Here is a 24,005-nt window from a genome sequence, read left to right as displayed (position 1 = left end):
CACGCGCGCGTGGGGGCCCTACGGGGCCTCCACGCCCCCTCGCGGGCTCTCGATCTCCGCGTACCGCTGCACCCACGCGTGCATGGCGATGGCGGCGGCCGCCCCCGCGTTGATCGACCGGGTCGAGCCGAACTGGGCGATGGAGCAGACCATCTCCACGTGGGCGCGGGCCTCCTCGGTGAGTCCCGGCCCCTCCTGCCCGAAGAGCAGCACACAGCGGCGGGGCAGCACGGTCCGCTCCAGCGGCACGGCGCCCGGCAGGTTGTCGATACCGATGACGGGGATGCCCTCGGCCGCCGCCCACGAGGTCAGCGACTCGGTGTCCGGGTGGTGCCGGACGTGCTGGTAGCGGTCGGTGACCATGGCGCCGCGCCGGTTCCAGCGCCGGCGGCCCACGATGTGGACCTCCTTGGCCAGGAAGGCGTTGGCGGTCCGCACCACCGAGCCGATGTTGAAGTCGTGGCCCCAGTTCTCCACGGCCACGTGGAAGTCGTGGCGCCGGGTGTCCAGGTCGGCGACGACCGCTTCCCGCGTCCAGTACCGGTAGCGGTCCACGACGTTGCGCCGGTCGCCGTCGGCGAGCAGCGCGGGGTCGTACCGCTCGCCCTCGGGCCACGGCTCCGGGTGCGGACCGACGCCGATCTCGGGGCCGAAGCCCTCGTCGTACTGGGTCGGCTCGGCGTCCTCGGCCGCGGCCCGGGCTGCCGCCCCGGCTCCGGGCTTCTCTTCGGTGGTGCTCACCCGACGAGGGTACGGGGGCCGTGCTCCTCGCCCGTACGGCGCTGCTCGGGCAGCTTCTCGACGGGCGTCCGCCGCAGCAGCCGGTCCCGGCCGCGCACCACCCACGCGCCGAGCGCCACGAGGAAGGGCGTGGGCAGGAACACGGCGTCGGCGGAGATCATCGCGAGCGAGAAGACCGGCAGGCCGAGCAGCACGGCGATGCCGGCGTGCTCCAGCATCATCACGACGAGCAGGACGTTCTTGACCTTGCGGTGGAAGAGCGTGAAGGGGAAGGCGACCTGCACGATCACCGTGCCGTAGGTCAGCAGCAGCACCATCACACCGCTGGCCCCGAGCAGCTCGGACAGGGCCGGCCAGGGTGTGAAGTAGTCCAGGTTGAGCGGGTAGAACAGCGCGGTGCCGTCCTGCCAGCGCGAGCCCTGGATCTTGTACCAGCCGGCCGTGGCGTAGATCAGGCAGACCTCCGCCATGATCACGACGAGGGCGGCGTTGTGCGCGAGATGGGCGAGGGCGTCGAGCAGGGTGCGCGGTTCCTCGGAGGCGTACCGGCAGACCACCCACCACAGGCCGTTCCCCAGCCACAGGACCCACAGCAGCACCGGAAGCCACCACTCGCCGGTGACCTCGCTGAACCAGGTCGTGGCGAGGAGGAAGCCGCCGAGGACGGTCCACAGGAGCGGGCCGACGCGATCGTCGCGCCGCGGCTCCCCGGCCCGGGCGGCGCGGGCCTCGCGGGCCGCCCGGCGGGCGTCGAGGGACCAGACCTGGGCGCAGCGGGTCAGGACGAGGTAGATCGCGGCGAGGTGGAGGACGTTGTCGCCACCGTCGCCCACGAAGACGGAGCGGTTCTGCAGCGAGAGCACCCCGACCATGAAGACCACCGACACGGCCCGGGTGCGCCACCCCACCAGGAGCAGTGCGGCGGAGAGCACCGCGAGCCCGTAGACGAGCTCGAACCAGAGCCGGCCGTCCGACCACATGAGCACGGTGAAGGCCCGGTTGTCGGCGATCAGCCGCTGGGCCATCTCCCAGGACCAGGGGCCGTCGGGGCCGTACAGCTCGTGCCGGTGCGGCAACTCGCGCAGCAGGAAGACCAGCCAGGTCAGCGAGAAGCCGATCCGCACGATCGCGGTCTGGTACGGCCCGAGGGAGCGGCCCGTGACGGTCTGGAGCGCGCGGGCGAGCCGACGTTCGAAGGGCTCACGGGCGGGCGCGCGCGTGGGGGAGCCGGGGGTGGGGGTGGGAGTGCTCATCGGCCCGCCTCCGTGCGGCTGCGGTCGGCTCCGGCGGGCCGGTCGGCGTCGGTGACCCGCCACCACGGGAGGTCGCGGTAGGAGGGGGCGGTGTCGCTCTTCTCGGTGGACCACCGGGGAGGGGGCACGGGCCGGGTGACGGTGCGGAGCTGGACGCGCCGCACGTCACCGGTGAGGGCCTGTCCGTCGGGGCCCCGGAGGACGGGGAGGGCGTCGAGGCGGAGCATCGCGATCCGGCGCATGTACTCCTCCGAGAGGCGGCCGCGCATCCCGTTGGGGGTGTGGTCGTCGGAGTGCGAGTTCAGGTAGAAGTCGATGGCCCGGCGGAGCTCGTTCTGCTGGGCGTGGCTGGGCATCGGGTTGTGGCGGATCGCCTCGATGTCCTGGGCCGTGAGGTTGATCCAGCCGGTGGTGCGGCGGGCGCCGTCGTCGGCGGTGACCTCGGCGCGGACCTCGACGGCGGTGTTCTGCTGGAGCGGGTTGGGCGCGAAGAGCTTCCAGTTCTGTTCGAACTCGGGGTAGATCCAGTCGTCGACGGCCTGGCCGTGCCGCTTGGTCACGGTGTTGGACGGCGCCACGTGCAGGAACACCATCGCGAGGTGGACACAGGTGAAGACCGTGGCGACGGCGAGCGCCACGGCGAGGACGACCTGGTAGGGAAGCGACAGGGCCATGATCCCGGTGGCCGCCCGCCCGTCCGCGGGCGAGGCCTCCGGAGCGGCGGTCCGGGAGTCCGTCGGGGGGTCCGTCACGGGCTCCGTCGAGGGGTCCGTCGAGGGCTCCGTCGGGGGGTCCGCCCGGGCTTCCGAACGGTCGTCGTTCACCTCAGCCGCGTCCTTTTCGACGTACGCGTCCATCCCGCCCCGATCCCGATCGGCCCACCTCGGTTATCCACAGGGTTGACACCATACGGGCCGCCGACTCACCATTGAAGTCATTCAACCGAACGATCGGTCGGTAGGGGGTCCGATGACCGCAGTGACGGCAGGGACGACAGAGACCACGGGCGTGCCCGGCGTGTCGGACACGGCCGTGGCGGCGGAGCAGGCCGCCTACGAGGCCGTGTTCGACGCCGCCGTGTCCGCCGACGAGCGGATCGAGCCGCGCGACTGGATGCCCGAGGCCTACCGTGCCTCGCTCGTCCGGCAGATCGCGCAGCACGCCCACTCCGAGATCATCGGCATGCAGCCGGAGGCGAACTGGATCACCCGCGCGCCCTCGCTGCGGCGCAAGGCGATCCTGATGGCCAAGGTGCAGGACGAGGCCGGCCACGGCCTGTACCTGTACAGCGCGGCGGAGACCCTCGGCACCAGCCGCGACGAGCTGCTCGACAAGCTCCACTCGGGCCGCCAGAAGTACTCCTCGATCTTCAACTACCCCACGCTGACCTGGGCCGACGTCGGCGCCATCGGCTGGCTGGTGGACGGGGCCGCGATCACCAACCAGGTCCCGCTCTGCCGCTGCTCCTACGGGCCGTACGCCCGGGCGATGGTCCGGGTCTGCAAGGAGGAGTCCTTCCACCAGCGCCAGGGGTACGAGGCGCTGCTCGCCCTGTCGAACGGCACAGAGGCCCAGCACGCCATGGCGCAGGACGCGGTGGACCGCTGGTGGTGGCCCTCGCTGATGATGTTCGGCCCGCCGGACGACGAGTCGACCCACACCGCCCAGGCGATGGCCTGGAAGATCAAGCGCCACACCAACGACGAGCTGCGGCAGCGCTTCGTCGACATCGCCGTGCCGCAGGCCGAGGCGCTCGGACTCACCCTCCCCGACCCCGACCTCCGGTGGAACGAGGAGCGCGGGCACTACGACTTCGGCGCGATCGACTGGGCCGAGTTCTGGGACGTCCTCAAGGGGAACGGCCCCTGCAACGACCAGCGGCTGAGCAGGCGGCGCCAGGCCCACGAGGACGGCGCTTGGGTCAGGGAAGCGGCGGCGGCCCACGCGGAGAAGCACAAGAGCACCGGCAGGCACGGGGAGGCACAGGCATGACGAGCGACGGTTGGCCCCTGTGGGAGGTGTTCGTGCGCTCCCGCCGCGGGCTGTCCCACACCCACGCGGGCAGTCTCCACGCGCCCGACGCGGAGATGGCCCTGCGCAACGCCCGTGACCTCTACACCCGCAGGAGCGAGGGCGTGTCGATCTGGGTCGTCCCCTCCACGGAGATCACCGCCTCCTCGCCCGACGAGAAGGACCCCTTCTTCGAGCCGGCCGCGGACAAGCCCTACCGCCACCCGACGTTCTACGAGATCCCGGAGGGGGTGAAGCACCTGTGAGCACCCCCGACACGAGTACGAGCACCCCCCGCACGAGCGAGGTCTCCACGATCGCCGGAGCCGCGCTCGCCCTCGGCGACGACGCCCTCGTCCTCTCCCACCGACTGGGGGAGTGGGCGGGCTCCGCCCCCGTCCTGGAGGAGGAGGTGGCCCTGGCCAACATCGCGCTCGACCTCCTCGGCCAAGCCCGCGTCCTGCTCTCCCTCGTCGGCGACGAGGACGAACTGGCGTACCTCCGCGAGGAGCGCTCCTTCCGGAACACGCAACTGGTCGAGCAGCCGAACGGCGACTTCGCCCACACCATCGCCCGGCAGCTCTACTTCTCCACCTACCAGCGCCTCCTGTACGGGCAGCTGGCCTCCGGCGGCGGCCCCTTCGCCGGTCTCGCGGCGAAGGCCGTGAAGGAGGTGGCCTACCACCAGGACCACGCCGAGCAGTGGACCCTGCGCCTCGGCGACGGCACCGACGAGAGCCACGAGCGGATGCGGCGCGCCTGCGACGCCCTGTGGCGGTACACGGGCGAGCTGTTCCAGCCCGTCGAGGGGCTCGACGTGGACCACGCGGCCATGGAGAGCGCCTGGCTGGCCTCGGTGACCGATGTCCTCGACCGGGCCACGCTCACCGTGCCCGAGGGGCCGCGCACCGGCGCCTGGGCCGCCGGGGCCGGCCGGCAGGGGCTGCACACCGAGTCCTTCGGACGGATGCTCGCCGAGATGCAGCACCTGCACCGCAGCCACCCGGGCGCGTCATGGTGATCATGACGGCGCTCGAAGAGGAACTGAGCCGGATCGCCGGCGCCGTCCTAGACCCCGAGCTGCCCGTCCTCACCCTGGCGGAACTCGGCGTCCTGCGCGGCGTCCACGTGACCGGCCCCGGTCGGGTCGAGGTCTCGCTCACCCCGACGTACACGGGCTGCCCCGCGGTCGAGGCCATGTCCTCGGACATCGAGCGCGCGCTCCACGACCACGGGGTGCCGGAGGTCTCCGTCGTCACGGTCCTCGCCCCCGCGTGGTCCACCGACGACATCAGCGAGGAAGGGCGGCGCAAGCTCGCCGAGTTCGGCGTCGCCCCGCCACGCCCCCAGGGCCCGGCCGGCGGCCCGGTGGCGCTGACCCTGGCGATCCGCTGCCCCCACTGCGGCTCCACCGACACCGAGCTCCTGAGCCGTTTCTCCTCGACCGCGTGCAAGGCGCTGCGCCGCTGCACCGCCTGTCTCGAACCGTTCGACCACTTCAAGGAGTTGTAGATGGCGTCCTCAGGTTCCGGACGGGCCGGGTTCCATCCGCTCCGGGTGGGCGAGGTCGAGCGGCTCACGGACGACTCCGTGGCCGTCACCTTCGAGGTCCCGCCCGAGCTCCACGAGACCTACCGGCACCTGCCCGGGCAGCACCTCGCGCTGCGTCGCACGGGTGGGCAGGGGGAGGAGATCCGGCGTACGTACTCGATCTGCGCCCCCGCGTCCCCGGCCGGCGAGCCCCCCGTGCTGCGCGTCGGCATCCGGCTCGTGGACGGCGGCTCGTTCTCGACGTACGCGCTCAAAGAGCTGGCCGTCGGTGACCTCGTCGAGGTCATGGAACCCATGGGCCGCTTCTCGCTCGCCCCGCGCCCCGGTCACTTCGCGGCCGTCGTCGGCGGCAGCGGCATCACCCCGGTCCTGTCGATCGCGGCCACCCTGCTGGCCCGGGAGCCCGAGGCGCGGTTCTGCCTGATCCGGAGCGATCGGACCGCCTCGTCCACGATGTTCCTCGACGAGGTCGCCGACCTGAAGGACCGCTACCCGGACCGCTTCCAGCTGGTCACCGTGCTCTCCCGGGAGGAGCAGCAGGCGGGGCTGCCGTCCGGCCGTCTCGACCGCGAGCGGCTCGCCGAGCTGCTGCCCTCGCTGCTGCCGGTCGGCGCGATCGACGGCTGGTTCCTCTGCGGCCCGTTCGGACTGGTGCAGGGCGCCGAGCGGGCGCTGCGCGGTCTCGGGGTCGACCGGGGCCGGATCCACCAGGAGATCTTCCATGTCGACGACGGTTCGGCGCCCGCGCCCGCCCCGGCGGCCGACGCCCCGGCCCAGGCCACGCTGACCGCGACCCTGCACGGCCGCTCCGGCACCTGGCCGGTGGACCGCGGCGAGACGCTCCTCGACACGGTGCTCCGCTCCCGAGCGGACGCCCCGTACGCCTGCAAGGGCGGGGTGTGCGGCACCTGCCGTGCCTTCCTCGTCGGCGGAGAGGTGCGGATGGACCGGAACTTCGCGCTGGAACCGGAGGAGACCGAAGCCGGATACGTCCTGGCCTGTCAGTCCCATCCGGTCACTCCGGACGTGGAGCTGGACTTCGACCGCTGACGGAGTCCGGCGCCGCCATTCCCTTCCACTAGAACCTGTTCTATCTTGACGAACCGTCAGGACGAGCGGGCACAACGGGAGGGCAGGGCAGTGGACTTCACCTTCACCGAAGAGCAGCAGGCGGCCGTCGAGGCGGCCACAGCGGTCTTCTCGGGCGTCGCGCCCGACGCGGTACCGAGCCCCGCCCTCACACCGGGCGCCGTCTCCGAGGACCTCGACCGACCGCTCTGGTCCCGTCTCGCCGCCGCCGACCTGCTGAGCCTCGTCATCTCCCCCGAGCACGGCGGCGGTGGACTCGACCCCGTCGCCCTCTGCCTCGTCCTGCGCGAGTCGGCCCGCGTCCTCGCCCGCGTCCCCCTCCTGGAGACCGGCGCCGTCGCGATGACCGTCGAGCGGTACGCGCCCCGGGAGAAGGCCGCCGACCTGCTCCCCCGGGTGGCCCGCGGCGAACTCGTCCTCACCGCCGCCTCCCAGGGGCGCACCGGCCACGACCCCGCGGAGCGCGCCGTCACCGCGCGTCGCGACGGCACCGACTGGATCCTCGACGGCCTGCAGACCGCCGTCCCCTGGGCCCACGGCGCCGACCTCGTCGCCGTACCGGCGCACACCCCCGAGGGGAACACTGTCCTCGCGCTGCTGCCCCGCACGCACGAGGGCCTCGCCCTCACCGCGCAGTACTCCACCAGCGGCGAACTCCTCGCCGAGCTGACGCTCGACTCCGTGCGCCTCGACGACGCCGACGTCATCGACGCCGAGGGCGCCTGGGAGTGGCTGCGCCAACTCCTCACCACCGGAACCTGCGCACTCGCCCTCGGCCTCGGCGAGGCCGTCCTCACCATGACGAGCCAGTACACCGGGAAGCGCGAACAGTTCGGCCACCCCGTGGCCACCTTCCAGGCCGTCGCAGTCCAGACCGCCGACCGCTACATCGACCTGCGCGCCATGGAGGCCACCCTCTGGCAGGCCGCCTGGCGTCTGGCGAGCGGAGCCGAAGGGGCGCTCCCCGCCGCGGGGGACATCGCCGTCGCGAAGATCTGGGCCTCCGAAGGGGTACGGCGCGTGGTGCAGACCGCTCAGCACCTGCACGGAGGCTTCGGCGCCGACACCGACTACCCCCTGCACCGGTACCACGCCTGGGCCAAGCACCTGGAGCTGTCCCTCGGCCCCGCGGCGGCCCACGAGGAGGCCCTGGGCGACCTGTTGGCCGCCCACCCCCTCGGCTAGCCGCTACGCGTCAGAGGACGAAGGCCGGGCTGTCGTTCCCCGTGACCATCGGGCGCCCGGCGCCGTCCCAGGCGAGCATCCCGCCCTCGATGTTCACCGCGTCGAAGCCCTGCTGCACCAGGTACTGCGTGACCTGCGCCGACCGGCCGCCGACGCGGCACATCACATACGCGCGCCCGTGCTCGGCCACGGCCTCCGTCACCTCACCGAAGCGGGCCACGAAGTCGCTCATCGGCACGTGCACCGCGCCCTCGACGTGACCGGCCGCCCACTCGTCGTCCTCCCTGACGTCCAGCACCAGGGCATCGGCCGGCACGGCGGCCGCGTCCACCGAGGGCAGCGGGGAGAAATTCATGGGACCGGCCTTCTCTCGTCAGTTCCGCCCGAGGTCTCGGACGCACGGAAAAACCTACTGCACCAGCTCGGCCAGCTCGTTCTCCCGCTCGGAGACCTGCGCGAGCAGCTGCTCGGCGATCTCCTCCAGGAGCCGGTCCGGGTCGTCGGGCGCCATCCGCAGCATCGCGCCGATCGCGCTCTCCTCCAGCTCGCGCGCCAGCGCCGACAGCATGTCCTTACGCTCGGCCAGCCACTCCAGGCGCGCGTACAGCTCCTCGCTCTCGCTGAGCCGCTCCTCGGCCGGCGCGGGGCCGGCCTCCCACTCCGCGGAGAGCTCACGGAGCAGCGCCTCGTCACCTCGGGCGTAGGCGGCGTTCACCCGCGTGATGAACTCCTCGCGCCGCTTCCGCTCGTCCTCCTCGCGGGCCAGGTCGGGGTGGGCCTTACGGGCCAGCTCCCGGTAGAGCCTGCGGGCCTCCTCGCCGGGGCGGACCCGCTTCGGCGGCTGCACCGGCCGGCCGGTCAGCATGGCCTCGGCCTCGGAGGAGAGGCCGTCGGAGTCGATCCAGTCGTGGAACAGCTCGTCCACCCCGGGCATCGGCATGACCGCCGCACGCGCCTCCTGCGCCCGCCGCAGATCCTCCGGGTCCCCGGTGCGCGCCGCCCTCGCCTCGGCGATCCGGGCGTCGAGCTCGTCGAGCCGCGCGTACATCGGGCCGAGCTTCTGGTGGTGCAGCCGCGAGAAGTTGTCCACCTCGACGCGGAAGGTCTCGACGGCGATCTCGAACTCGATGAGGGCCTGCTCCGCCACCCGCACGGCCCGCTCCAGCCGTGCCTCGGGGCGCTCGTCACCCTGCGGCTCCGGCGTCCCGTCGGGCGCACCGGTCGTGGCCACGTCCTCGACGCCGTCCTGGCCCTGGTCCACGTCGCTGTCCTCGCTCCGGCTCGTCACCCTCCAAGCGTACGGGGCCGGTGCACCGGCCCCGCCGCAGGAGGTCAGACGCCCAGCTCGGCCGCGATCCGGCCGGAGCGGACGGCGGCGAGCAGATCGGCGTGGTCGGCGGTGGTGCGGTCCGCGTACGAGACGGCGAAGGCGGCGACGGCCTCGTCGAACTCCTCGTTCTTGCCGCAGTACCCGGCTATCAGTCGCGGATCGGCGCTGTGGGCGTGGGCGCGCGCGAGCAGGGCCCCGGTCATCCGGCCGTAGTCGTCGACCTGGGCCACCGTGAGCGCGGCGGGATCGACGCTGCCCTTGCGGTTGCGGAACTGGCGCACCTGGAAGGGGCGCCCCTCCACCGTGGTCCAGCCGAGCAGGATGTCGCTGACGACCTGCATCCGCTTCTGCCCGAGCACCACCCGTCGCCCCTCGTGGCCGGGATCCGACACGGTGAAGCCGGCGGCCGGCAGGTGGGGCAGCAGCGCGGACGGCCGGGCCTCCTTCACCTGGAGGACCAGCGGCTCGCCCCGGTGGTCGTGGAGCAACACGACATAGGAACGGGTGCCGACGCTGCCGGTGCCGACCACCCGGAAGGCCACGTCGTGGACGGCGTACCGCGCGAGGAGCGGGAGCCGGTCCTCGGACACGGTCTCCAGGTAGGGGCCGAGGGAGCCGGCGACGGCGGCCGCCTCGGCGTCGGGGACCCTGCGCAGCACCGGGGGAGCGTCCACGAACCTGCGGCCGCCGCCCTCGGCCTCGGGGACGGCCTCGGTCGACCGGGCCGCGAACCGGGCGCTGGTGTTGTTGCGGGCCTTTGCGGAGACCCGCTCCAGGGTGCCGAGGAGGTCACGGGCGTCGGTGTGCGAGACGAGTTCCTCGTCCGCGATGGCGTTCCAGGCGTCGAGGGCGGGGAGCCGGGCGAGCAGCCGCATGGTGCGCCGGTAGGCGCCGACGGTGTCGAAGGCGGCGGCCCGGCACATCTCCTCGCTCGCGCCCACCTCCCGGCCGGCGAGGACCAGGGAGGTGGCGAGCCGCTTGAGGTCCCACTCCCAGGGGCCGACGACGGTCTCGTCGAAGTCGTTGAGGTCCATGACGAGCCGGCCGCGGGCGTCCCCGTAGAGCCCGAAGTTGGCGGCGTGCGCGTCGCCGCACAGCTGGGCCGCGATCCCGGTGACGGGGGTTTCGGCGAGGTCCTGGGCCATCAGCCCGGCCGATCCGCGCAGGAAGGCGAAGGGGCTCGCCGCCATCCTGCCGACCCGCATCGGCGCGAGCTCGGGGACGCGGTCGCGGTTCGACTCCTCCACGGCCCGCACGGCGTCGGGCCGGTCGGCGGCGAGAGCCGACCGCCGGTGCTCGGAGCGCGGGACCCGCTCGCGCAGTTCCTTGCCCCGCTCCTTGGGGGAGCTGTCGGAGTTCTCCCCTATGGCGGCGCGGCGCGCGAACCCCGGCACGTGCGGCACGCGCACGGTGTCCGGCTCTCCGTCCGTCCCACGTTGTCCCGACACCTCGGCCCGGATCTCGTCCATGGCACGCCCTCCCCCGATGCGAACATCCAACATCATCCGGCCTGACCGTACCGCCGCGGCCGAACAGCCGTCTCCCCCTGTGGACAGGCACCTGTGGACAGACACCTGTGGACAACCGGCGACCCCTCGGCCGCCCGGGCGCGAGAGCCCCAGACCACGGGAGCCTCAGACCGCGACCGCCTCCTCGATCTCCTCCTCCATCTCCTCCTCGGCGCGCGTCTCGGCGCGCGCCTCGGCACCGGCCCCCGGCCCGGCCGCCCCGGGCGCCGTCCCGGCCACTCCGGACCCCGGCCCGGCCACCCGTGCCCGCCTGGCCTCGGTGATCCCGGCGGCGACGACGAGGGCGGCTCCCGCGAGCAACCAGAGAGCGAGGACGAGGACGTGCCCGCCGAGCGCGTGGCCGCCGAAGTACACATGGCCGCGCACTCCCTCGACGAAGCCCGCGCCGTTCCAGAAGGCGTGCAGCGAGCCGAAGAAGCCGGGCTGGAGCTCGGGCCGGTAGATGCCGCCGGAGCTGGTGAAGTTGAGCATCACGAAGAGCACCATCACGCCGAGCGTGGTCCAGCGGCGCAGGAAGGTGTGGAGGCCGACGCCGACGAGCAGGATGCCCGCCGCGTACAGCCAGGACATCGCCCACACACCGCCGAGCCCCTGGTCGACCAGATGGAAGACGGGCCCGGCGAAGAGCGTGCCGATCAGGCTCACGACGAGCGACATCCCGGCGGCGAGCAGGACCCTGATCCGCAGGGGCAGGACGGCTCCGGCGCCGCCGATCACGGCGACCGAGGCGTACGCGCCGATGCTGAGGGCGACGAGCAGGAAGAAGACGCCCTGCCCGGTGGGGTCGCCGGAGGCGGTGGGGGCGATGTCGGTGACCACGAGCGGCGCGTCCTGCGCGGCGGCGACCTTGGTGAACACCTTCTCGACGGCCATGGCGCTCGTGTCGGAGGAAGCGGAGGCCACGATCAGTTCGGGCTTCTCGCCGGGGACGTAGGCGCCGAAGCTGCCCTGCTCGCGCAGCGCGGTCATCGCCGAGTCCCGGTCGGCGACGGTACGGACGTCCAGCGCGCCGGCGCCCTTGTCGTGGAGCGTCTGCGCGAGGACCTGGGCGGAGGGTCCCGAGCCGACGACGTCGACGCGCAGATCGTGGGGTGCGGGGGCGTGGAAGGCGCCGAGGTAGGCGAGTCCCATGCCGACGCACATCAGCAGCGGGGTGAGCAGATGTCCGAGGACATGCCGCAACGCACCGCCGGTGTTCGGTCCTGCGGACACCGAGACCTCCATGGTTGGCTTTTACAACTAAAGAACCGTTGTACTATACAACTGGAAGCGCGTGACGGGCCAACCGCGCTCGCACGACGACAAGGGAGCCCCACCATGACCGGCGAGACGACCGGCGACACACAGCCACCGCGTGAGGCGTCGGTGGACGTCATCCAGCGGGAACTGACGGCCTTCGCCCGCCGGGCCCGCGCCGCGGCGGCCCGGGTCCACCCCGAGCTCCCGCTCGTCTCGTACACGCTCCTCGCCCACATCGAGGAGCGGCGCGGCTGCCGCGCGACCGATCTCGCGGCCCACTACCTGCTGGACAAGTCGACGGTCAGCCGCCAGATCGCGGGCCTGGAGAAGCTCGGTTTCGTCGAGCGCCGCCCCGCACCCGACGACCACCGCGTGCACGTCCTGCATCCCACCGAGGAGGGCACCCGGGTCCTCGTCGCCGCCCAGACGAGCCGTCACGCGGCCTACCAGGAGCGCCTCAAGGACTGGCCGGCCGAGGACCTCGCCCGCTTCGCCGCCTATCTCCTCCGCTACAACACGGCGGGCCCGAACGGCCTCCCGGACAGCCCCCCGCGCTGACCGGGCCAGACCGCCGCACGGACGAAGCTCCCTACAGCCCCGCGTCCCGAGCCAGCAGCGCCGCCTGCACCCGGTTCTCGCAGTCCAGCTTCGCGAGGATCCGGCTCACGTACGTCTTCACCGTGGCCTCGCTCATGTGCAGCCTCTTCCCCGCGTCGGCGTTGGAGAGCCCCTCCCCGAGCAGCGCCAGCACGTCGCGCTCCTTCTCGCTCAGGCCCGCCACCCGCCCCCGCGCCTCCTCGGCGCGAGCCGCCTCCCGCCCCGTGGCGAGCCGCTCCACCACGTGCCGGGTCGCCGCCGGCGACAGATACGCGTCCCCCGCCGCGGCCGCCCGCACCGCCCGGATCAGCTCCGCGGGAGCCGTGTCCTTGAGCAGGAACCCGGCACCCCCGTGCTCCAGGGTCCGCAGCACGTTCTCCCGCTCCCCGAAGGTCGTCAGGACTATCACCCGGGCCGCCGGCGCCGCCCGCCGCAACTCCGGGAGCGCCGAGAGCCCGTCGAGCACCGGCATCTGGATGTCGAGCAGCACCACGTCGGCGGCGTGCGCCCGCGCGGCCTCGACCGCCTCCCGCCCGTTGGCGGCCTCGGCGACGACCTCGATCTCCGGGTCCGAGATGAGGATCATCCGGATCCCGGCCCTGATCAGAGGCTCGTCGTCGGCGACCACGACCCTGATGGGCTGCCCTGCCACAGCTACTCCCCCACGGCTTCGGTACGGGCGGGCCGGTACTACCGCGCCTCGACCTCGTACGACTTCTTCTCGATCAGCTTGCCGTCCTGGAAGCAGAACCGGAAAACGGGCTCCTTGTCGAAGCTCTCGCTTATCTCCGAGGACATCAGCACCAGACAGTCGGCGCCCTCCGGCCGTGCGGGTCCCTTGCCACTCAGCCCCGCGGTGGCGATCGTGTCGCCCGAAGGAAGCCGGTCGCGGACGTCCTTCTCCGCCATCCCGACCTTCACCGCGTCGTACTCGGCGGGATCGATCATCCCCTCCTTCAACGACCCCATCAGGAAGTAGACGCCGAAGCCCCCCGCCACCACCAGCAGCACGAGCGCCGCGAACGCGATCCCGCAGCCCAGCGCGATCGAACCACCCGTGCTTCTGCTCCTGCCCCCACGCATCGCCATGGCAAGCTCCCGCTCCGTCAACGTCCAGTCGGCCGGTCCGACCGAGACGGGACGACCATCGCCCACCAGCGGCTTCGTGGTCTGCTGCCGGAAGTCGTCGGCCTCGTCGACCAAAGGCGCCGCCTCCGCGACGGGCGCCGCCCCGTACGGCAGCATCCCGGCCACCCGGAAACCGCCGCCGTCGGCCGGACCCGCGTGACACATGCCGCCGACCAGCCGGGCCCGCTCGGCCAGCCCCGTCAGCCCCTGCCCGCCGCTCACCACGTCCTTCGACGGCTCGTCCGTGGGCCGCTCGTTGAGGACCTCCACCACGAAGGTGTCCGGCTCGTACCGCAGCTCGACACCGATCGACGCCCCCGGCGCGTGCTTGTAGGCGTTGGTCAGGGCCTCCTGGACGATCCGGTACGCGGCGTGGTCGGCCGCCGGCGCCAGAGGCCGCTCCTCCCCCGACCGTCTCAGCCCGACCGAGGTGCCGGCCGCCCGCGCCGCCTCCACCAGCCCCTCGATGCCCGCGATACCCCGCGCGGCCCGCCCCGTCTCGTCCCCGGCCCGACCGGGCGCCGCAGCCGTCCCGTCGACGGCCTCGATCCCGTCGCGGAGGATGCCGACGACTTCCCGCAGCTCGTGCATCGCGGTCACCGAGGCGTTCCGCAGGACGCCGACCACCTCGCGCTGCCGTTCGCTGAGCCCCCGGTCCACCTCCAGGGCGCCCGTGTGCACGGCGATCAGGGCCAGTTGGTGGCCGAGGCTGTCGTGCATGTCCTGGGCGATCCGCTGCCGCTCCCGCAGCCGCGCGTGCCAGGCCACCATGGTCCGCTCCCGCAGCAGCTGGGCGTTGCGCTCCTGGAGCGCGTGCAGCAGGCTCCGCCGCTGGGTCCAGTAGCGGTGGGCGAGCCCGGGGGCGAGGGTGGTGCCCAGGTAGTAGAGGGTCGCGGTGAAGGCGATGGTGAGCAGCCGGTCCCGGTCCCAGGGCCCCAGGACGCTCCCGCCGACGTTCAGGACGAAGGCGGCGATGTACGCGGCGAGCGCGCGCCCCGCACCCGCGATGTACCGCCCGGACGACCAGCCGACCACGAGCAGGAGAGGCCCGAAGCCGGGCACGAAGGGCGTGAGCCCCGCGGTCAGGACCAGGACGCTCGCGGGAAGTGCGCGCCGCACCAGAGACAGCGCGGCGGAGCCGACGGCGACCGCGACCAGCCGCCAGCCCTCGCTGCCCAGGAGATCCTCGGTCCCGGCGCCGAGCAGCGCGAGGACCGCGGCGAGTGCCACCTCTCCGGTGATCCTGCGCCCCGACCAATGTCCCGGCACCGCGAACCGGGCCCACCCCGCGGCGAGCAGGTCCCCGATCCGGTACGAAATCCCGGCCCCCGACTTCGACATAGCGTCCACGCTCGAACCGTAGGCCGTGCCCCGACGCCCTGGCGTCTCTCTTTCGTCTCGCCCCCGAACGACAAAAGTCGCGCCCCCGGGCGGCCGTCCCACCCCCGGCGATGGCGGAGTTCCAAGCCGTCAGCCGAAGCACCACGACGCCCACCACCCACCGCCCACAAGCCACAAGCCGTGGGCTACCTCACACCCGGCCAAGCAGCAAGGGAAACGCGAAGCGGTCGGCATCGTTAGACGATGCCGACCGCTTCTCTGGTGCGCGAGGGGGGAGTTGAACCCCCACGCCCTTTCGGGCACTGGAACCTGAATCCAGCGCGTCTGCCTATTCCGCCACCCGCGCATTGGGTGTGCTCCGGGCTCTCTCACTTTTCGGTGCGATCGCCTGGCGACATCAGAAGATTAGCACGTCGCAGACCGTGGATTCACATCCGTTGTTTGGGCTCCGCTCACGGAGACCAAGGTGAGGGAGGGACCGGAGGACAGTCGGGTGCGGACGGGATCCAGGAGACGTGGGAAGTAGAGGGAGAGGGAAGGGGAAGGCGAGGGAGGAAGGGGACGGACCGCCCCCCGACCCCGACCGAGCCTCCGCTCCCACAGCCGGGTGCGGGACACTGTCCACAGCCCACCTCTACGATCCATGGGGAGAGCCTGTGAGAGGTGACACTCGTCCACAGGGCAGAGAAGGGGAACCAGCCGATTTCCCGACGCGTGGATACGATCAGTAAGCAGTACCAGGACGACAACGACCGAGGAGGTGCCCCATGGGAGTCATGAAGCGTTTCGAGCAGCGTCTCGAAGGTCTGGTCAACGGCACCTTCGCCAAGGTCTTCAAGTCCGAGGTCCAGCCCGTCGAGATCGCCGGCGCACTCCAGCGCGAGTGCGACAACAACGCGCAGATCTGGAACCGCGAGCGGACCGTCGTCCCCAACGACTTCATCGTGGAACTGAGCACGCCCGACTACGAGCGCCTCAGCCCCTACTCGGGCCAGCTCGGCGACGAGCTCGCCGGCCTGGTCAGGGACTACGCGAAGCAGCAGCGGTACACCTTCATGGGACCGATCAAGGTCCACCTGGAGAAGGCCGAGGATCTCGACACCGGCCTGTACCGCGTCCGCAGCCGCACCCTGGCGTCGAGTACGTCTCAGCAGCAGCCACCTGCGGGCGGACAGCAGCAGCCTCACCAGCAGCAGGGCCCGGGGCAGGGTCGCGGCGGCTACGGGTACCCCCCGGCCGGCGCCCCGCCCATGCCCGCGGCCCCGCCGCCCGGCGCCCCCGGCCACCGTCCGGCAGCCGCCGCGAGCGGTGCCGGCGCCGGCACGCACGGCGGCTCGGGCACCCGGACGCGCCACTGGATCGAGATCAACGGCACCCGCCATCAGATCTCCCGCCCGACCCTGGTCCTCGGCCGCAGCACCGACGCGGACGTGAGGATCGACGATCCCGGCGTCTCCCGCCGGCACTGCGAGATCCGGACCGGAACGCCCTCGACGATCCAGGATCTGGGATCCACCAACGGCATCGTGGTGGACGGGCAGCACACCACCCGCGCTACGCTCCGCGACGGCTCGCGGATCGTCGTGGGCAGCACCACCATCGTTTACCGGCAAGCCGAAGGGTGAAGCGGGGGCAATGTCAGAGCTGACCCTGACGGTCATGCGGTTGGGTTTCCTGGCCGTTCTGTGGCTGTTCGTCATCGTGGCCGTACAGGTCATCCGCAGCGACCTATTCGGTACGCGGGTCACCCAGCGCGGTTCACGGCGCCAAGAGGCGCGCCCGCAACAGCAGCAGGCGCGGCAGACCGCCGCGCCTCCGCAACAGCGTGGCCAGCAGAACACGGGCGGCGGGCGCCAGCGCCGCGGCGCCCCGACCAAGCTGGTCGTCTCCGAGGGCACCCTCACCGGCACGACCGTCGCCCTCCAGGGCCAGACGATCACGCTGGGCCGGGCGCACGATTCGACGATCGTGCTGGACGACGACTACGCGTCCAGCAGGCACGCCCGGATCTACCCGGACCGGGACGGCCAGTGGATCGTCGAGGATCTCGGGTCCACGAACGGTACGTACCTGGACCGGAACCGCCTCACCACCGCCACACCGATTCCGCTGGGCGCGCCGATCCGCATCGGCAAGACCGTCATCGAGCTGCGGAAGTAGTGCTACATCATGAATAGGCGCGAGCGGAGCGAGCGAGTCGGGACGGTCCCCGCCACAGGCCGTGCCGCGCTCCCGACCGGAGCGACTGAAACGACCGGCGTGACCGGAGCGACCGGAGGGTGGGCAGTGTGGGTCGAGACCGGCTGTACCCCGATGCAGCGGCGACAGGGCAGGTGCGCATGACTCTGTCCCTGCGATTCGCCGCGGGCTCGCACAAGGGCATGATCCGCGAGGGCAACGAGGACTCCGGCTACGCCGGTCCCCGGCTGCTCGCCATCGCCGACGGCATGGGCGGCCAGGCCGCCGGTGAGGTCGCCTCCTCCGAGGTGATCTCCACCCTCGTCACGCTCGACGACGACGTCCCGGGCTCCGACATCCTCACCTCGCTCGGTACGGCGGTGCAGCGCGCCAACGACCAGCTCCGGATGATGGTCGAGGAGGACCCGCAGCTGGAGGGCATGGGCACCACGCTCACCGCCCTGCTGTGGACCGGTCAGCGGCTCGGTCTGGTGCACGTCGGCGACTCGCGCGCCTATCTGCTGCGCGACGGCGTGCTGACCCAGATCACCCAGGACCACACCTGGGTGCAGCGGCTCGTCGACGAGGGCCGCATCACCGAGGAAGAGGCCACCACCCACCCGCAGCGCTCGCTCCTCATGCGCGCGCTCGGCAGCGGTGACCACGTCGAACCCGACCTCTCCATCCGTGAGGTCCGCGCCGGCGACCGCTATCTGATCTGCTCCGACGGCCTGTCCGGCGTGGTCTCGCACCAGACGCTCGAAGACACCCTCGCGAGCTACCAGGGTCCGCAGGAGACGGTGCAGGAGCTGATCCAGCTCGCGCTCCGCGGCGGCGGCCCGGACAACATCACGGTGATCGTCGCCGACGTCCTCGACGTCGACGGCGGGGACACCCTCGCCGGTCACCTCAACGACACCCCGGTCATCGTGGGCGCGGTCGCCGAGAACCAGGCCGCCCAGCTGAACGACGGCGGGGCGATGCAGACCCCCGCCGGCCGCGCCTCCGGCCTGGGGCGCCCGACGCCGCACCAGCAGCCCCCCGGCGGTTTCGGCCCGCCCGGCAGCGGTGACGGTCACGGTTACGGCGGCATGCCCCCGCAGGGCTCCTTCGAGTCGTACACGGACGACGACTTCGTGAAGCCGCGCACCGGCCGCAAGTGGCTCAAGCGCTCCTTCATCCTGGTCCTCGCCCTGGCGGTCGTCGGCGGCGGCGCCTACGGCGGCTGGCGCTGGACGCAGACGCAGTACTTCGTCGGTTCCAAGGACCAGCACGTGGCGCTCTACCAGGGCATCAGCCAGGACCTGGCGTGGGTCTCGCTGTCGAAGGTCGAGAAGGACCACCCCGAGATCGAACTCAAGTACCTCCCCGCCTACCAGCGGAAGCAGGTCGAGGAAACGATCACGGGCGGCAGCCTCGGCAAGGCCGAGACGAAGATCGCCGAGCTGGCGGCCCAGGCCTCGGCCTGCAAGAAGACCGAACAGCGCCGCGCCGCGGCCGAGAAGGCCGCCGACCAGGCGAGCAAGCCGCCGGCCGAGAAGCCCGACGGCACCGCCACTCCTGACCCCAAGCCCACCACAGCCGCTCCGTCCCCGGGTCCCACCCTCACCGCGGAGGAGCAGAAGCTGGCCTCGAACTGCGGCAAGCAGTAAGCACCCGTAGGGGGCCTTTCACCACCATGAGCGTTGTCACCAACACGACCACCATCGGCGCGATCGAGGCGCCGAGCCGCCGCAACACCGAGCTGGCGCTGCTCGCTTTCGCCGTCGCCATCCCGGTGTTCGCGTACCTCAACGTGGGCCTGGCCATCGACGGCAAGGTCCCGGCGGGCATGCTCGGGTACGGCCTCGGCCTCGCCCTGCTCGCGGGCGTCGCGCACGTCGTGGTGCGGAAGTGGGCCCCGTACTCGGACCCCCTGCTGCTGCCCCTCGCGACCCTGCTCAACGGCATGGGCCTGGTGCTGATCTGGCGGCTGGACCAGTCGCCTCGGCTGATCGCCAAGTCCATCAACGACTTCGGCAGCTTCAGCCCCGACGCCCCGAAGCAGATGATGTACTCGGCGATCGGCATCGCCATGTTCGTCGGCGTGCTGCTGCTGCTCAAGGACCACCGGGTCCTTCAGCGCTACACGTACATCTCGATGGTGGCCGCCCTCGTCCTCCTGCTGCTGCCGCTCGTTCCGGGCCTCGGCACGCCGGTCTTCGGCGCCAAGATCTGGATCAACATCGCCGGCTTCTCCATCCAGCCCGGCGAGTTCGCCAAGATCGTGCTGGCGGTCTTCTTCTCCGGCTACCTCATGGTGAAGCGAGACGCGCTGGCCCTGGCCAGCCGCCGCTTCATGGGGCTCTACCTGCCGCGCGGCCGTGACCTGGGCCCGATCCTGACGATCTGGGCGGTCAGTCTCCTCATCCTGGTCTTCGAGAACGACCTCGGTACCTCGCTGCTGTTCTTCGGCATGTTCGTGATCATGCTGTACGTGGCGACGGAGCGGACCAGCTGGATCGTCATGGGTCTGGGAATGTCCGTCGCGGGCGCGGTCGGCGTGGCTTCCTTCGCGGGCCACGTCCAGGCCCGTGTCGACGCCTGGGCCGACCCCTTCGCGTGCGCCAAGACGGTCAACGCCTGTGACCAGATGACCCAGGTGCTGATGTCGTTCGGCTCCGGCGGCATCCTGGGCACCGGCCTCGGTCAGGGCAACTCCGACCTCATCGGCTTCGCCGCCAACTCCGACTTCATCTTCGCCACCGTCGGCGAGGAGCTCGGACTCACCGGTGTGATGGTCTTCCTGCTCTTTTACGGACTGATCGTCGAGCGCGGCATCCGCACGGCTCTCGCCGCCCGTGACCCCTTCGGCAAGCTCCTCGCGATGGGCCTCTCCGGCGCCTTCGCACTCCAGATCTTCGTCGTCGCCGGCGGCGTGATGGGACTCATCCCGCTCACCGGTATGACGATGCCGTTCCTCGCGTACGGCGGGTCCTCGGTAATCGCCAACTGGGCCCTGATCGGCATCCTGATCCGGATCAGCGACACCGCCAGGCGCCCGGCGCCCGCGCCCGCCCCGTCCCCCGACGCCGAGATGACCCAGGTGGTCCGTCCGTGAACAAGCCCCTGCGGCGGGTCGCCATCTTCTGCGGCCTGCTCGTCCTCGCCCTGCTCCTGCGGGACAACTGGATCCAGTTCGTCCGCGCCGACGAGCTGAACACCCACTCGTCGAACAAGCGCGTCCAGATCGAGCGCTACGCGAACGAGCGCGGCAACATCATCGTCGACGGCAAGCCGATCACCGGCTCCGTGGACTCCAAGGACCCGTACTACAAGTTCAAGCGCACCTACACCGACGGCCCCATGTGGGCCCCGGTCACCGGGTACGCCTCGCAGGCCTACGACGCCAACCAGATCGAGAAGATCGAGGACGGCATCCTCACCGGCAACGACGACCGGCTCTTCTTCGACCGCACCCTCGCCATGTTCACCGGCGACAAGAAGAAGGGTGGCGACGTCGTCACCACCCTCAACGGCGCCGCGCAGAAGGCCGCCTTCGAGGGCCTCGGGAAGAACACCGGCGCCGTCGTAGCGATCGAGCCGAGCACCGGCAAGATCCTGGCGATGGCGTCCACCCCCTCGTACGACCCCTCCTCCTTCGCCGGCTACTCCGGCAAGGACGAGAAGGCCTGGGTCGCGCTCGAGAAGGACAAGAACAAGCCGAAGCAGAACCGCGCGATCCGCGAGATCTACCCGCCCGGCTCCGTCTTCAAGGTCGTCACCGCCGCCGCGGCTCTGGAGAACGGCAAGGTCAACGACATCAACGCGGCGACCGACACCCCGGACGGCTGGAAGATCCCCCTCTCCAACAGGGAGATGGTCAACCACGCCAAGGGCTGCGCCAACGCCAGCCTCACCCGGGCCCTGGAGATCTCCTGCAACTCGGTCTTCGCCAAGCTCGGTGACGACGTCGGCGTCGACAAGATGAACGAGATGGCCGAGAAGTTCGGTTTCAACGCCGAGCAGTTCACCCCGGTCCGCTCCTCCGCCTCCGTCTACGACAAGAAGGCCGACCGCGGCGGAAACGCGCTCTCCTCCATCGGCCAGTTCAACACCGCGACCACCCCGCTCCAGATGGCGATGGTCACGGCGGCGATCGCCAACGACGGCAAGCTGATGAAGCCGTACATGATCGACGAGCTGCGCGCGCCCAACGTCGACCTGCTCAAGAAGAACGAGCCGGAGGAGATGAGCCGCCCGGTCTCCCAGGAGAACGCCCAGCTCCTCCAGCAGATGATGGAGAACGTCGTCACCAAGGGCACCGGTGGCAAGGCCGACCTGAAGATGGACGGCGTCAAGGTCGGCGGCAAGACGGGTACGGCCCAGCACGGCGACAAGAACGCGAAGCGTCCTTACGCCTGGTTCATCTCGTACGCGAAGACCGCCGAGGGATCCCCGGTCGCGGTCGCCGTGATCGTGGAGGACTCCCAGGGCACCGACCGCGAGGACATCAGCGGTGGCGGCCTGGCCGCCCCGATCGCCAAGGCCGTCATGAAGGCGGTTCTGAAGTCCCGGGGCTGATGCCTCGGCCCCGTACGAGCCAGGTACCGGTCAGGTATCGGCTACCGGCCCCGGGCGGAACGTCTTCCCGGGGCCGGTAGCGTATGCGCGAACAGCACACACCGCCGGACCACCCATGGGTGCGGTCGGGACAGACGGAGAGGGCTGGATTAGCTATGGAAGAGCCGCGTCGCCTCGGCGGCCGGTACGAGCTGGGCCCGGTGCTCGGCCGTGGTGGCATGGCCGAGGTGTACCTCGCCCAGGACTCCCGGCTCGGCCGCACCGTCGCCGTGAAGACGCTGCGGGCCGACCTGGCCCGCGACCCGTCCTTCCAGGCCCGGTTCCGCCGTGAGGCACAGTCCGCCGCCTCGCTGAACCATCCGGCGATCGTCGCGGTGTACGACACCGGCGAGGACTACGTCGACGGGGTCTCCATCCCGTACATCGTGATGGAGTACGTCGACGGTTCGACCCTGCGTGAGCTGCTGCACTCCGGGCGCAAGCTGCTGCCCGAGCGCACCCTCGAGATGACGGTCGGCATCCTCCAGGCGCTGGAGTACTCGCACCGCGCCGGCATCGTGCACCGAGACATCAAGCCGGCGAACGTCATGCTGACGCGCACCGGCCAGGTCAAGGTCATGGACTTCGGCATCGCGCGCGCCATGGGCGACTCGGGCATGACCATGACGCAGACCTCCGCGGTGATCGGCACGGCGCAGTACCTCTCCCCGGAGCAGGCGAAGGGCGAGCAGGTCGACGCCCGATCCGACCTGTACTCCACGGGCTGCCTGCTGTACGAGCTCCTCACCGTCCGTCCCCCGTTCATCGGTGACTCGCCGGTCGCGGTCGCGTACCAGCACGTCCGCGAGGAGCCGCAGCCGCCGAGCAACTTCGACGGCGAGATCACGCCCGAGATGGACGCCATCGTCCTCAAGGCGCTGGTCAAGGACCCCGACTACCGCTACCAGTCCGCCGACGAGATGCGCGCGGACATCGAGGCGTGCCTCGACGGCCAGCCGGTCGCGGCCGCCGCCGCGATGGGCATGGGAATGGGCATGGCGGGCGCGCCCGCGTACGGCGGGGGCTACGGCTACCCGCCCCAGGACCAGCCGACCACGGCGCTGCGCCAGGCCGACCCCGCCGGTCAGACCTCGATGCTGCCCCCGATCAACCCGGACGACGGCGGATACGGCTACGACGACCGTCCGGACCGCCGACGCGGCGGCCAGAAGAAGTCGAACACATCGACGATCCTGCTGGTCCTCGCGGGCATCCTGGTGCTCGTCGGCGCGATCTTCATCGGTGTCTCGCTGTTCGACAAGAAGGACGGCACCCGGCAGGTCAGCGTCCCGCAGCTGGTCGGCCTGACGGTCGAGGCGGCGAACGGGCACGCGACCAACTCCGAGGTGAAGGTGCAGCAGGCCGGCACCGAGCGCTGTGAGCAGCCCAAGGGCTCCGTCTGCCGCCAGATCCCGGTCGCGGACGGTTCCGCGAAGATGGACACCGGCGGCACCATCCAGGTGTACGTCTCCGAGGGCTCCCCGCTCACGGAGGTCCCGGACGTCATCGAGCAGTCCCAGGAGCGGGCCGAGGAGTCCCTGAAGGCCAAGGGCTTCAAGGTCAAGGTCGAGCAGGAGGAGTCCGGCGAGGACCCCGGCACGGTTCTTCGCCAGGACCCGGACGGCGGCACCAAGGCGGAGAAGAACTCCGAGGTGACGATCACCGTCGCGAAGCAGAAGCTGTCGACGGTTCCCCAGGTCGTCGGCAACCCGCTCTCCCAGGCCGAGCAGCAGCTGAAGACGCTGGGCTTCGTCGTGGTCACGGAGTACGTGGACTCCGAGCAGCCCAAGGACCAGGTCGTGAAGCAGACGCCGGACGGCAACAGCTCGGCGGCGGCGAACTCCGAGGTGAAGCTGCAGGTCTCCAAGGGCCCGCAGCAGACGCAGGTCCCGATCCCCGGCGACCTGACGAACCGGCCGTTCAAGGACGTCAAGGCGCAGCTCGAAGGCATGGGCCTGACGGTGGTCCAGAAGGGCTCCGACAAGGAGGACGCCCTGGTGGTCGGCACGAACCCGCCCGCGAACACTCCGGTCAACACCAGCTCCACGGTCGAGGTCTTCACCATCGGTGGCGGCGGGAACGGCAACGGAGACAACGGGAACAACGGGAACAACGGGGACACCAACGACGGTGGCTGGTTCGGCTAGCCCTTCGCACCATCGGCTGACACCCCCATGACAGCGGGAGAGCCCCGGCATCCGTCCTGGATGCCGGGGCTCTCCCGTTGTGCCC

22 protein-coding genes and 1 tRNA gene are annotated in these 24,005 nt (G+C 71.3%); 13 read left to right on the top strand and 10 right to left on the bottom strand.

Annotated features, from left to right (window positions below):
- Positions 1-18: 18 nt before the first annotated feature.
- Genes ACRRSS_RS35740 through ACRRSS_RS35730 form a run of 3 tightly spaced genes read right to left on the bottom strand, consistent with a single transcriptional unit; the run spans position 19 to position 2,851 of the window.
- Positions 19-741 (bottom strand): TrmH family RNA methyltransferase, encoded by a 723-nt coding sequence (locus ACRRSS_RS35740; protein WP_435975092.1) that lies wholly within the window; start codon positions 739-741, stop codon positions 19-21.
- The gene (locus ACRRSS_RS35735; protein ID WP_435975091.1) at positions 738-1,994 is read right to left on the bottom strand and encodes an HTTM domain-containing protein; all 1,257 of its coding nucleotides are present in this window, start codon (positions 1,992-1,994) and stop codon (positions 738-740) included. Before ACRRSS_RS35735 ends, ACRRSS_RS35740 begins: the two co-directional genes overlap by 4 nt.
- The gene (locus tag ACRRSS_RS35730; RefSeq protein ID WP_435975090.1) at positions 1,991-2,851 is read right to left on the bottom strand and encodes a DUF5819 family protein; all 861 of its coding nucleotides are present in this window, start codon (positions 2,849-2,851) and stop codon (positions 1,991-1,993) included. Before ACRRSS_RS35730 ends, ACRRSS_RS35735 begins: the two co-directional genes overlap by 4 nt.
- 112 nt (positions 2,852-2,963) lie before the next feature.
- Here ACRRSS_RS35730 and paaA point away from each other — a divergent pair, with 112 nt between their 5' ends.
- The 6 genes from paaA to ACRRSS_RS35700 all read left to right on the top strand — a co-directional run bounded on the left by paaA (position 2,964) and on the right by ACRRSS_RS35700 (position 7,829).
- Positions 2,964-3,986 (top strand): 1,2-phenylacetyl-CoA epoxidase subunit PaaA, encoded by a 1,023-nt coding sequence (gene paaA / locus ACRRSS_RS35725; protein ID WP_435975089.1) that lies wholly within the window; start codon positions 2,964-2,966, stop codon positions 3,984-3,986.
- Complete coding sequence (gene paaB, locus ACRRSS_RS35720) at positions 3,983-4,270, top strand: 1,2-phenylacetyl-CoA epoxidase subunit PaaB (RefSeq protein ID WP_015034815.1); 288 nt, start codon at positions 3,983-3,985, stop codon at positions 4,268-4,270. Before paaA ends, paaB begins: the two co-directional genes overlap by 4 nt.
- Positions 4,271-4,320: 50 nt before the next feature.
- Positions 4,321-5,025 carry a 1,2-phenylacetyl-CoA epoxidase subunit PaaC gene (gene paaC / locus ACRRSS_RS35715; protein ID WP_435975512.1) on the top strand — a complete coding sequence of 235 codons (705 nt, stop codon included), beginning with the start codon at positions 4,321-4,323 and terminating at the stop codon, positions 5,023-5,025.
- Positions 5,019-5,516, top strand: coding sequence for a 1,2-phenylacetyl-CoA epoxidase subunit PaaD (gene paaD, locus ACRRSS_RS35710; RefSeq protein WP_435975088.1), 498 nt, complete (start codon positions 5,019-5,021; stop codon positions 5,514-5,516). Before paaC ends, paaD begins: the two co-directional genes overlap by 7 nt.
- Positions 5,517-6,605, top strand: coding sequence for a 2Fe-2S iron-sulfur cluster-binding protein (locus ACRRSS_RS35705; protein ID WP_435975087.1), 1,089 nt, complete (start codon positions 5,517-5,519; stop codon positions 6,603-6,605).
- A 90-nt stretch (positions 6,606-6,695) separates the two neighbouring features.
- Positions 6,696-7,829: an acyl-CoA dehydrogenase family protein gene (locus ACRRSS_RS35700; RefSeq protein ID WP_435975511.1), complete on the top strand. Its 1,134-nt coding sequence runs from the start codon at positions 6,696-6,698 to the stop codon at positions 7,827-7,829.
- Positions 7,830-7,839: 10 nt separating this feature from the next.
- Here the strand turns inward: ACRRSS_RS35700 and ACRRSS_RS35695 are convergent, their stop codons facing one another.
- From ACRRSS_RS35695 to ACRRSS_RS35680, 4 genes are all read right to left on the bottom strand, one after another.
- The gene (locus ACRRSS_RS35695; RefSeq protein ID WP_351894831.1) at positions 7,840-8,184 is read right to left on the bottom strand and encodes a rhodanese-like domain-containing protein; all 345 of its coding nucleotides are present in this window, start codon (positions 8,182-8,184) and stop codon (positions 7,840-7,842) included.
- A gap of 54 nt (positions 8,185-8,238) precedes the next feature.
- On the bottom strand, positions 8,239-9,060 hold the full coding sequence (locus tag ACRRSS_RS35690; RefSeq protein ID WP_435975510.1) for a hypothetical protein: 822 nt from the start codon (positions 9,058-9,060) through the stop codon (positions 8,239-8,241).
- A gap of 101 nt (positions 9,061-9,161) precedes the next feature.
- Positions 9,162-10,628 carry a DUF2252 domain-containing protein gene (locus ACRRSS_RS35685; protein ID WP_435975086.1) on the bottom strand — a complete coding sequence of 489 codons (1,467 nt, stop codon included), beginning with the start codon at positions 10,626-10,628 and terminating at the stop codon, positions 9,162-9,164.
- 165 nt (positions 10,629-10,793) lie between these two features.
- Positions 10,794-11,912, bottom strand: a complete 1,119-nt coding sequence (locus ACRRSS_RS35680) for a hypothetical protein (RefSeq protein ID WP_435975085.1) — start codon at positions 11,910-11,912, stop codon at positions 10,794-10,796.
- Positions 11,913-12,005: 93 nt separating this feature from the next.
- Here ACRRSS_RS35680 and ACRRSS_RS35675 point away from each other — a divergent pair, with 93 nt between their 5' ends.
- On the top strand, positions 12,006-12,485 hold the full coding sequence (locus ACRRSS_RS35675) for a MarR family winged helix-turn-helix transcriptional regulator (protein WP_435975084.1): 480 nt from the start codon (positions 12,006-12,008) through the stop codon (positions 12,483-12,485).
- A gap of 31 nt (positions 12,486-12,516) precedes the next feature.
- Here ACRRSS_RS35675 and ACRRSS_RS35670 read toward each other — a convergent pair whose 3' ends face one another.
- From ACRRSS_RS35670 to ACRRSS_RS35660, 3 genes are all read right to left on the bottom strand, one after another.
- Positions 12,517-13,176 carry a response regulator transcription factor gene (locus ACRRSS_RS35670; protein ID WP_351894824.1) on the bottom strand — a complete coding sequence of 220 codons (660 nt, stop codon included), beginning with the start codon at positions 13,174-13,176 and terminating at the stop codon, positions 12,517-12,519.
- 38 nt (positions 13,177-13,214) lie between these two features.
- The gene (locus ACRRSS_RS35665) at positions 13,215-14,993 is read right to left on the bottom strand and encodes a sensor histidine kinase (RefSeq protein ID WP_435975509.1); all 1,779 of its coding nucleotides are present in this window, start codon (positions 14,991-14,993) and stop codon (positions 13,215-13,217) included.
- 259 nt (positions 14,994-15,252) lie between these two features.
- Positions 15,253-15,339, bottom strand: a tRNA-Leu gene (locus ACRRSS_RS35660).
- A gap of 421 nt (positions 15,340-15,760) precedes the next feature.
- On the opposite strand from ACRRSS_RS35660, the gene ACRRSS_RS35655 reads away from it, so the two are divergent.
- The 6 genes from ACRRSS_RS35655 (at position 15,761) to pknB (ending at position 23,920) form a co-directional block, all read left to right on the top strand.
- A complete protein-coding gene (locus ACRRSS_RS35655) occupies positions 15,761-16,618 on the top strand; it encodes an FhaA domain-containing protein (protein ID WP_435975083.1) in 858 nt (285 codons plus the stop codon).
- 10 nt (positions 16,619-16,628) lie between these two features.
- On the top strand, positions 16,629-17,153 hold the full coding sequence (locus ACRRSS_RS35650; protein WP_435975082.1) for an FHA domain-containing protein FhaB/FipA: 525 nt from the start codon (positions 16,629-16,631) through the stop codon (positions 17,151-17,153).
- 179 nt (positions 17,154-17,332) lie between these two features.
- On the top strand, positions 17,333-18,823 hold the full coding sequence (locus ACRRSS_RS35645; RefSeq protein WP_435975081.1) for a Stp1/IreP family PP2C-type Ser/Thr phosphatase: 1,491 nt from the start codon (positions 17,333-17,335) through the stop codon (positions 18,821-18,823).
- Between the two features lie 26 nt (positions 18,824-18,849).
- Positions 18,850-20,271 carry an FtsW/RodA/SpoVE family cell cycle protein gene (locus ACRRSS_RS35640; RefSeq protein ID WP_435975080.1) on the top strand — a complete coding sequence of 474 codons (1,422 nt, stop codon included), beginning with the start codon at positions 18,850-18,852 and terminating at the stop codon, positions 20,269-20,271.
- Positions 20,268-21,734, top strand: a complete 1,467-nt coding sequence (locus tag ACRRSS_RS35635) for a peptidoglycan D,D-transpeptidase FtsI family protein (RefSeq protein ID WP_435975079.1) — start codon at positions 20,268-20,270, stop codon at positions 21,732-21,734. The genes ACRRSS_RS35640 and ACRRSS_RS35635 overlap by 4 nt, the downstream gene beginning before the upstream one ends.
- A gap of 155 nt (positions 21,735-21,889) precedes the next feature.
- On the top strand, positions 21,890-23,920 hold the full coding sequence (gene pknB, locus ACRRSS_RS35630; protein WP_435975078.1) for a Stk1 family PASTA domain-containing Ser/Thr kinase: 2,031 nt from the start codon (positions 21,890-21,892) through the stop codon (positions 23,918-23,920).
- Positions 23,921-24,005 lie beyond the last annotated feature (85 nt).

The sequence above is a fragment of the Streptomyces sp. Qhu_M48 genome (assembly GCF_051305195.1).
Lineage (GTDB): Bacteria > Actinomycetota > Actinomycetes > Streptomycetales > Streptomycetaceae > Streptomyces.
The sequence above is the reverse complement of the archived record's forward strand: the minus strand, read 5'-3'. Positions and strand labels throughout refer to the sequence as shown.

Excerpts from the sequence above, each read along its gene's own strand:
- ACRRSS_RS35735 (WP_435975091.1), bottom strand. The coding sequence starts at position 1,994 with ATGAGCACTCCCACCCCCACCCCCGGCTCCCCCACGCGCGCGCCCGCC.
- ACRRSS_RS35730 (WP_435975090.1), bottom strand. The coding sequence starts at position 2,851 with ATGGACGCGTACGTCGAAAAGGACGCGGCTGAGGTGAACGACGACCGT.
- paaA (WP_435975089.1), top strand. The coding sequence starts at position 2,964 with ATGACCGCAGTGACGGCAGGGACGACAGAGACCACGGGCGTGCCCGGC.
- paaB (WP_015034815.1), top strand. The coding sequence starts at position 3,983 with ATGACGAGCGACGGTTGGCCCCTGTGGGAGGTGTTCGTGCGCTCCCGC.
- paaD (WP_435975088.1), top strand. The coding sequence starts at position 5,019 with ATGGTGATCATGACGGCGCTCGAAGAGGAACTGAGCCGGATCGCCGGC.
- ACRRSS_RS35705 (WP_435975087.1), top strand. The coding sequence starts at position 5,517 with ATGGCGTCCTCAGGTTCCGGACGGGCCGGGTTCCATCCGCTCCGGGTG.
- ACRRSS_RS35695 (WP_351894831.1), bottom strand. The coding sequence starts at position 8,184 with ATGAATTTCTCCCCGCTGCCCTCGGTGGACGCGGCCGCCGTGCCGGCC.
- ACRRSS_RS35685 (WP_435975086.1), bottom strand. The coding sequence starts at position 10,628 with ATGGACGAGATCCGGGCCGAGGTGTCGGGACAACGTGGGACGGACGGA.
- ACRRSS_RS35680 (WP_435975085.1), bottom strand. The coding sequence starts at position 11,912 with ATGGAGGTCTCGGTGTCCGCAGGACCGAACACCGGCGGTGCGTTGCGG.
- ACRRSS_RS35675 (WP_435975084.1), top strand. The coding sequence starts at position 12,006 with ATGACCGGCGAGACGACCGGCGACACACAGCCACCGCGTGAGGCGTCG.
- ACRRSS_RS35665 (WP_435975509.1), bottom strand. The coding sequence starts at position 14,993 with ATGTCGAAGTCGGGGGCCGGGATTTCGTACCGGATCGGGGACCTGCTC.
- ACRRSS_RS35655 (WP_435975083.1), top strand. The coding sequence starts at position 15,761 with ATGGGAGTCATGAAGCGTTTCGAGCAGCGTCTCGAAGGTCTGGTCAAC.
- ACRRSS_RS35650 (WP_435975082.1), top strand. The coding sequence starts at position 16,629 with ATGTCAGAGCTGACCCTGACGGTCATGCGGTTGGGTTTCCTGGCCGTT.
- ACRRSS_RS35645 (WP_435975081.1), top strand. The coding sequence starts at position 17,333 with ATGACTCTGTCCCTGCGATTCGCCGCGGGCTCGCACAAGGGCATGATC.
- ACRRSS_RS35640 (WP_435975080.1), top strand. The coding sequence starts at position 18,850 with ATGAGCGTTGTCACCAACACGACCACCATCGGCGCGATCGAGGCGCCG.
- pknB (WP_435975078.1), top strand. The coding sequence starts at position 21,890 with ATGGAAGAGCCGCGTCGCCTCGGCGGCCGGTACGAGCTGGGCCCGGTG.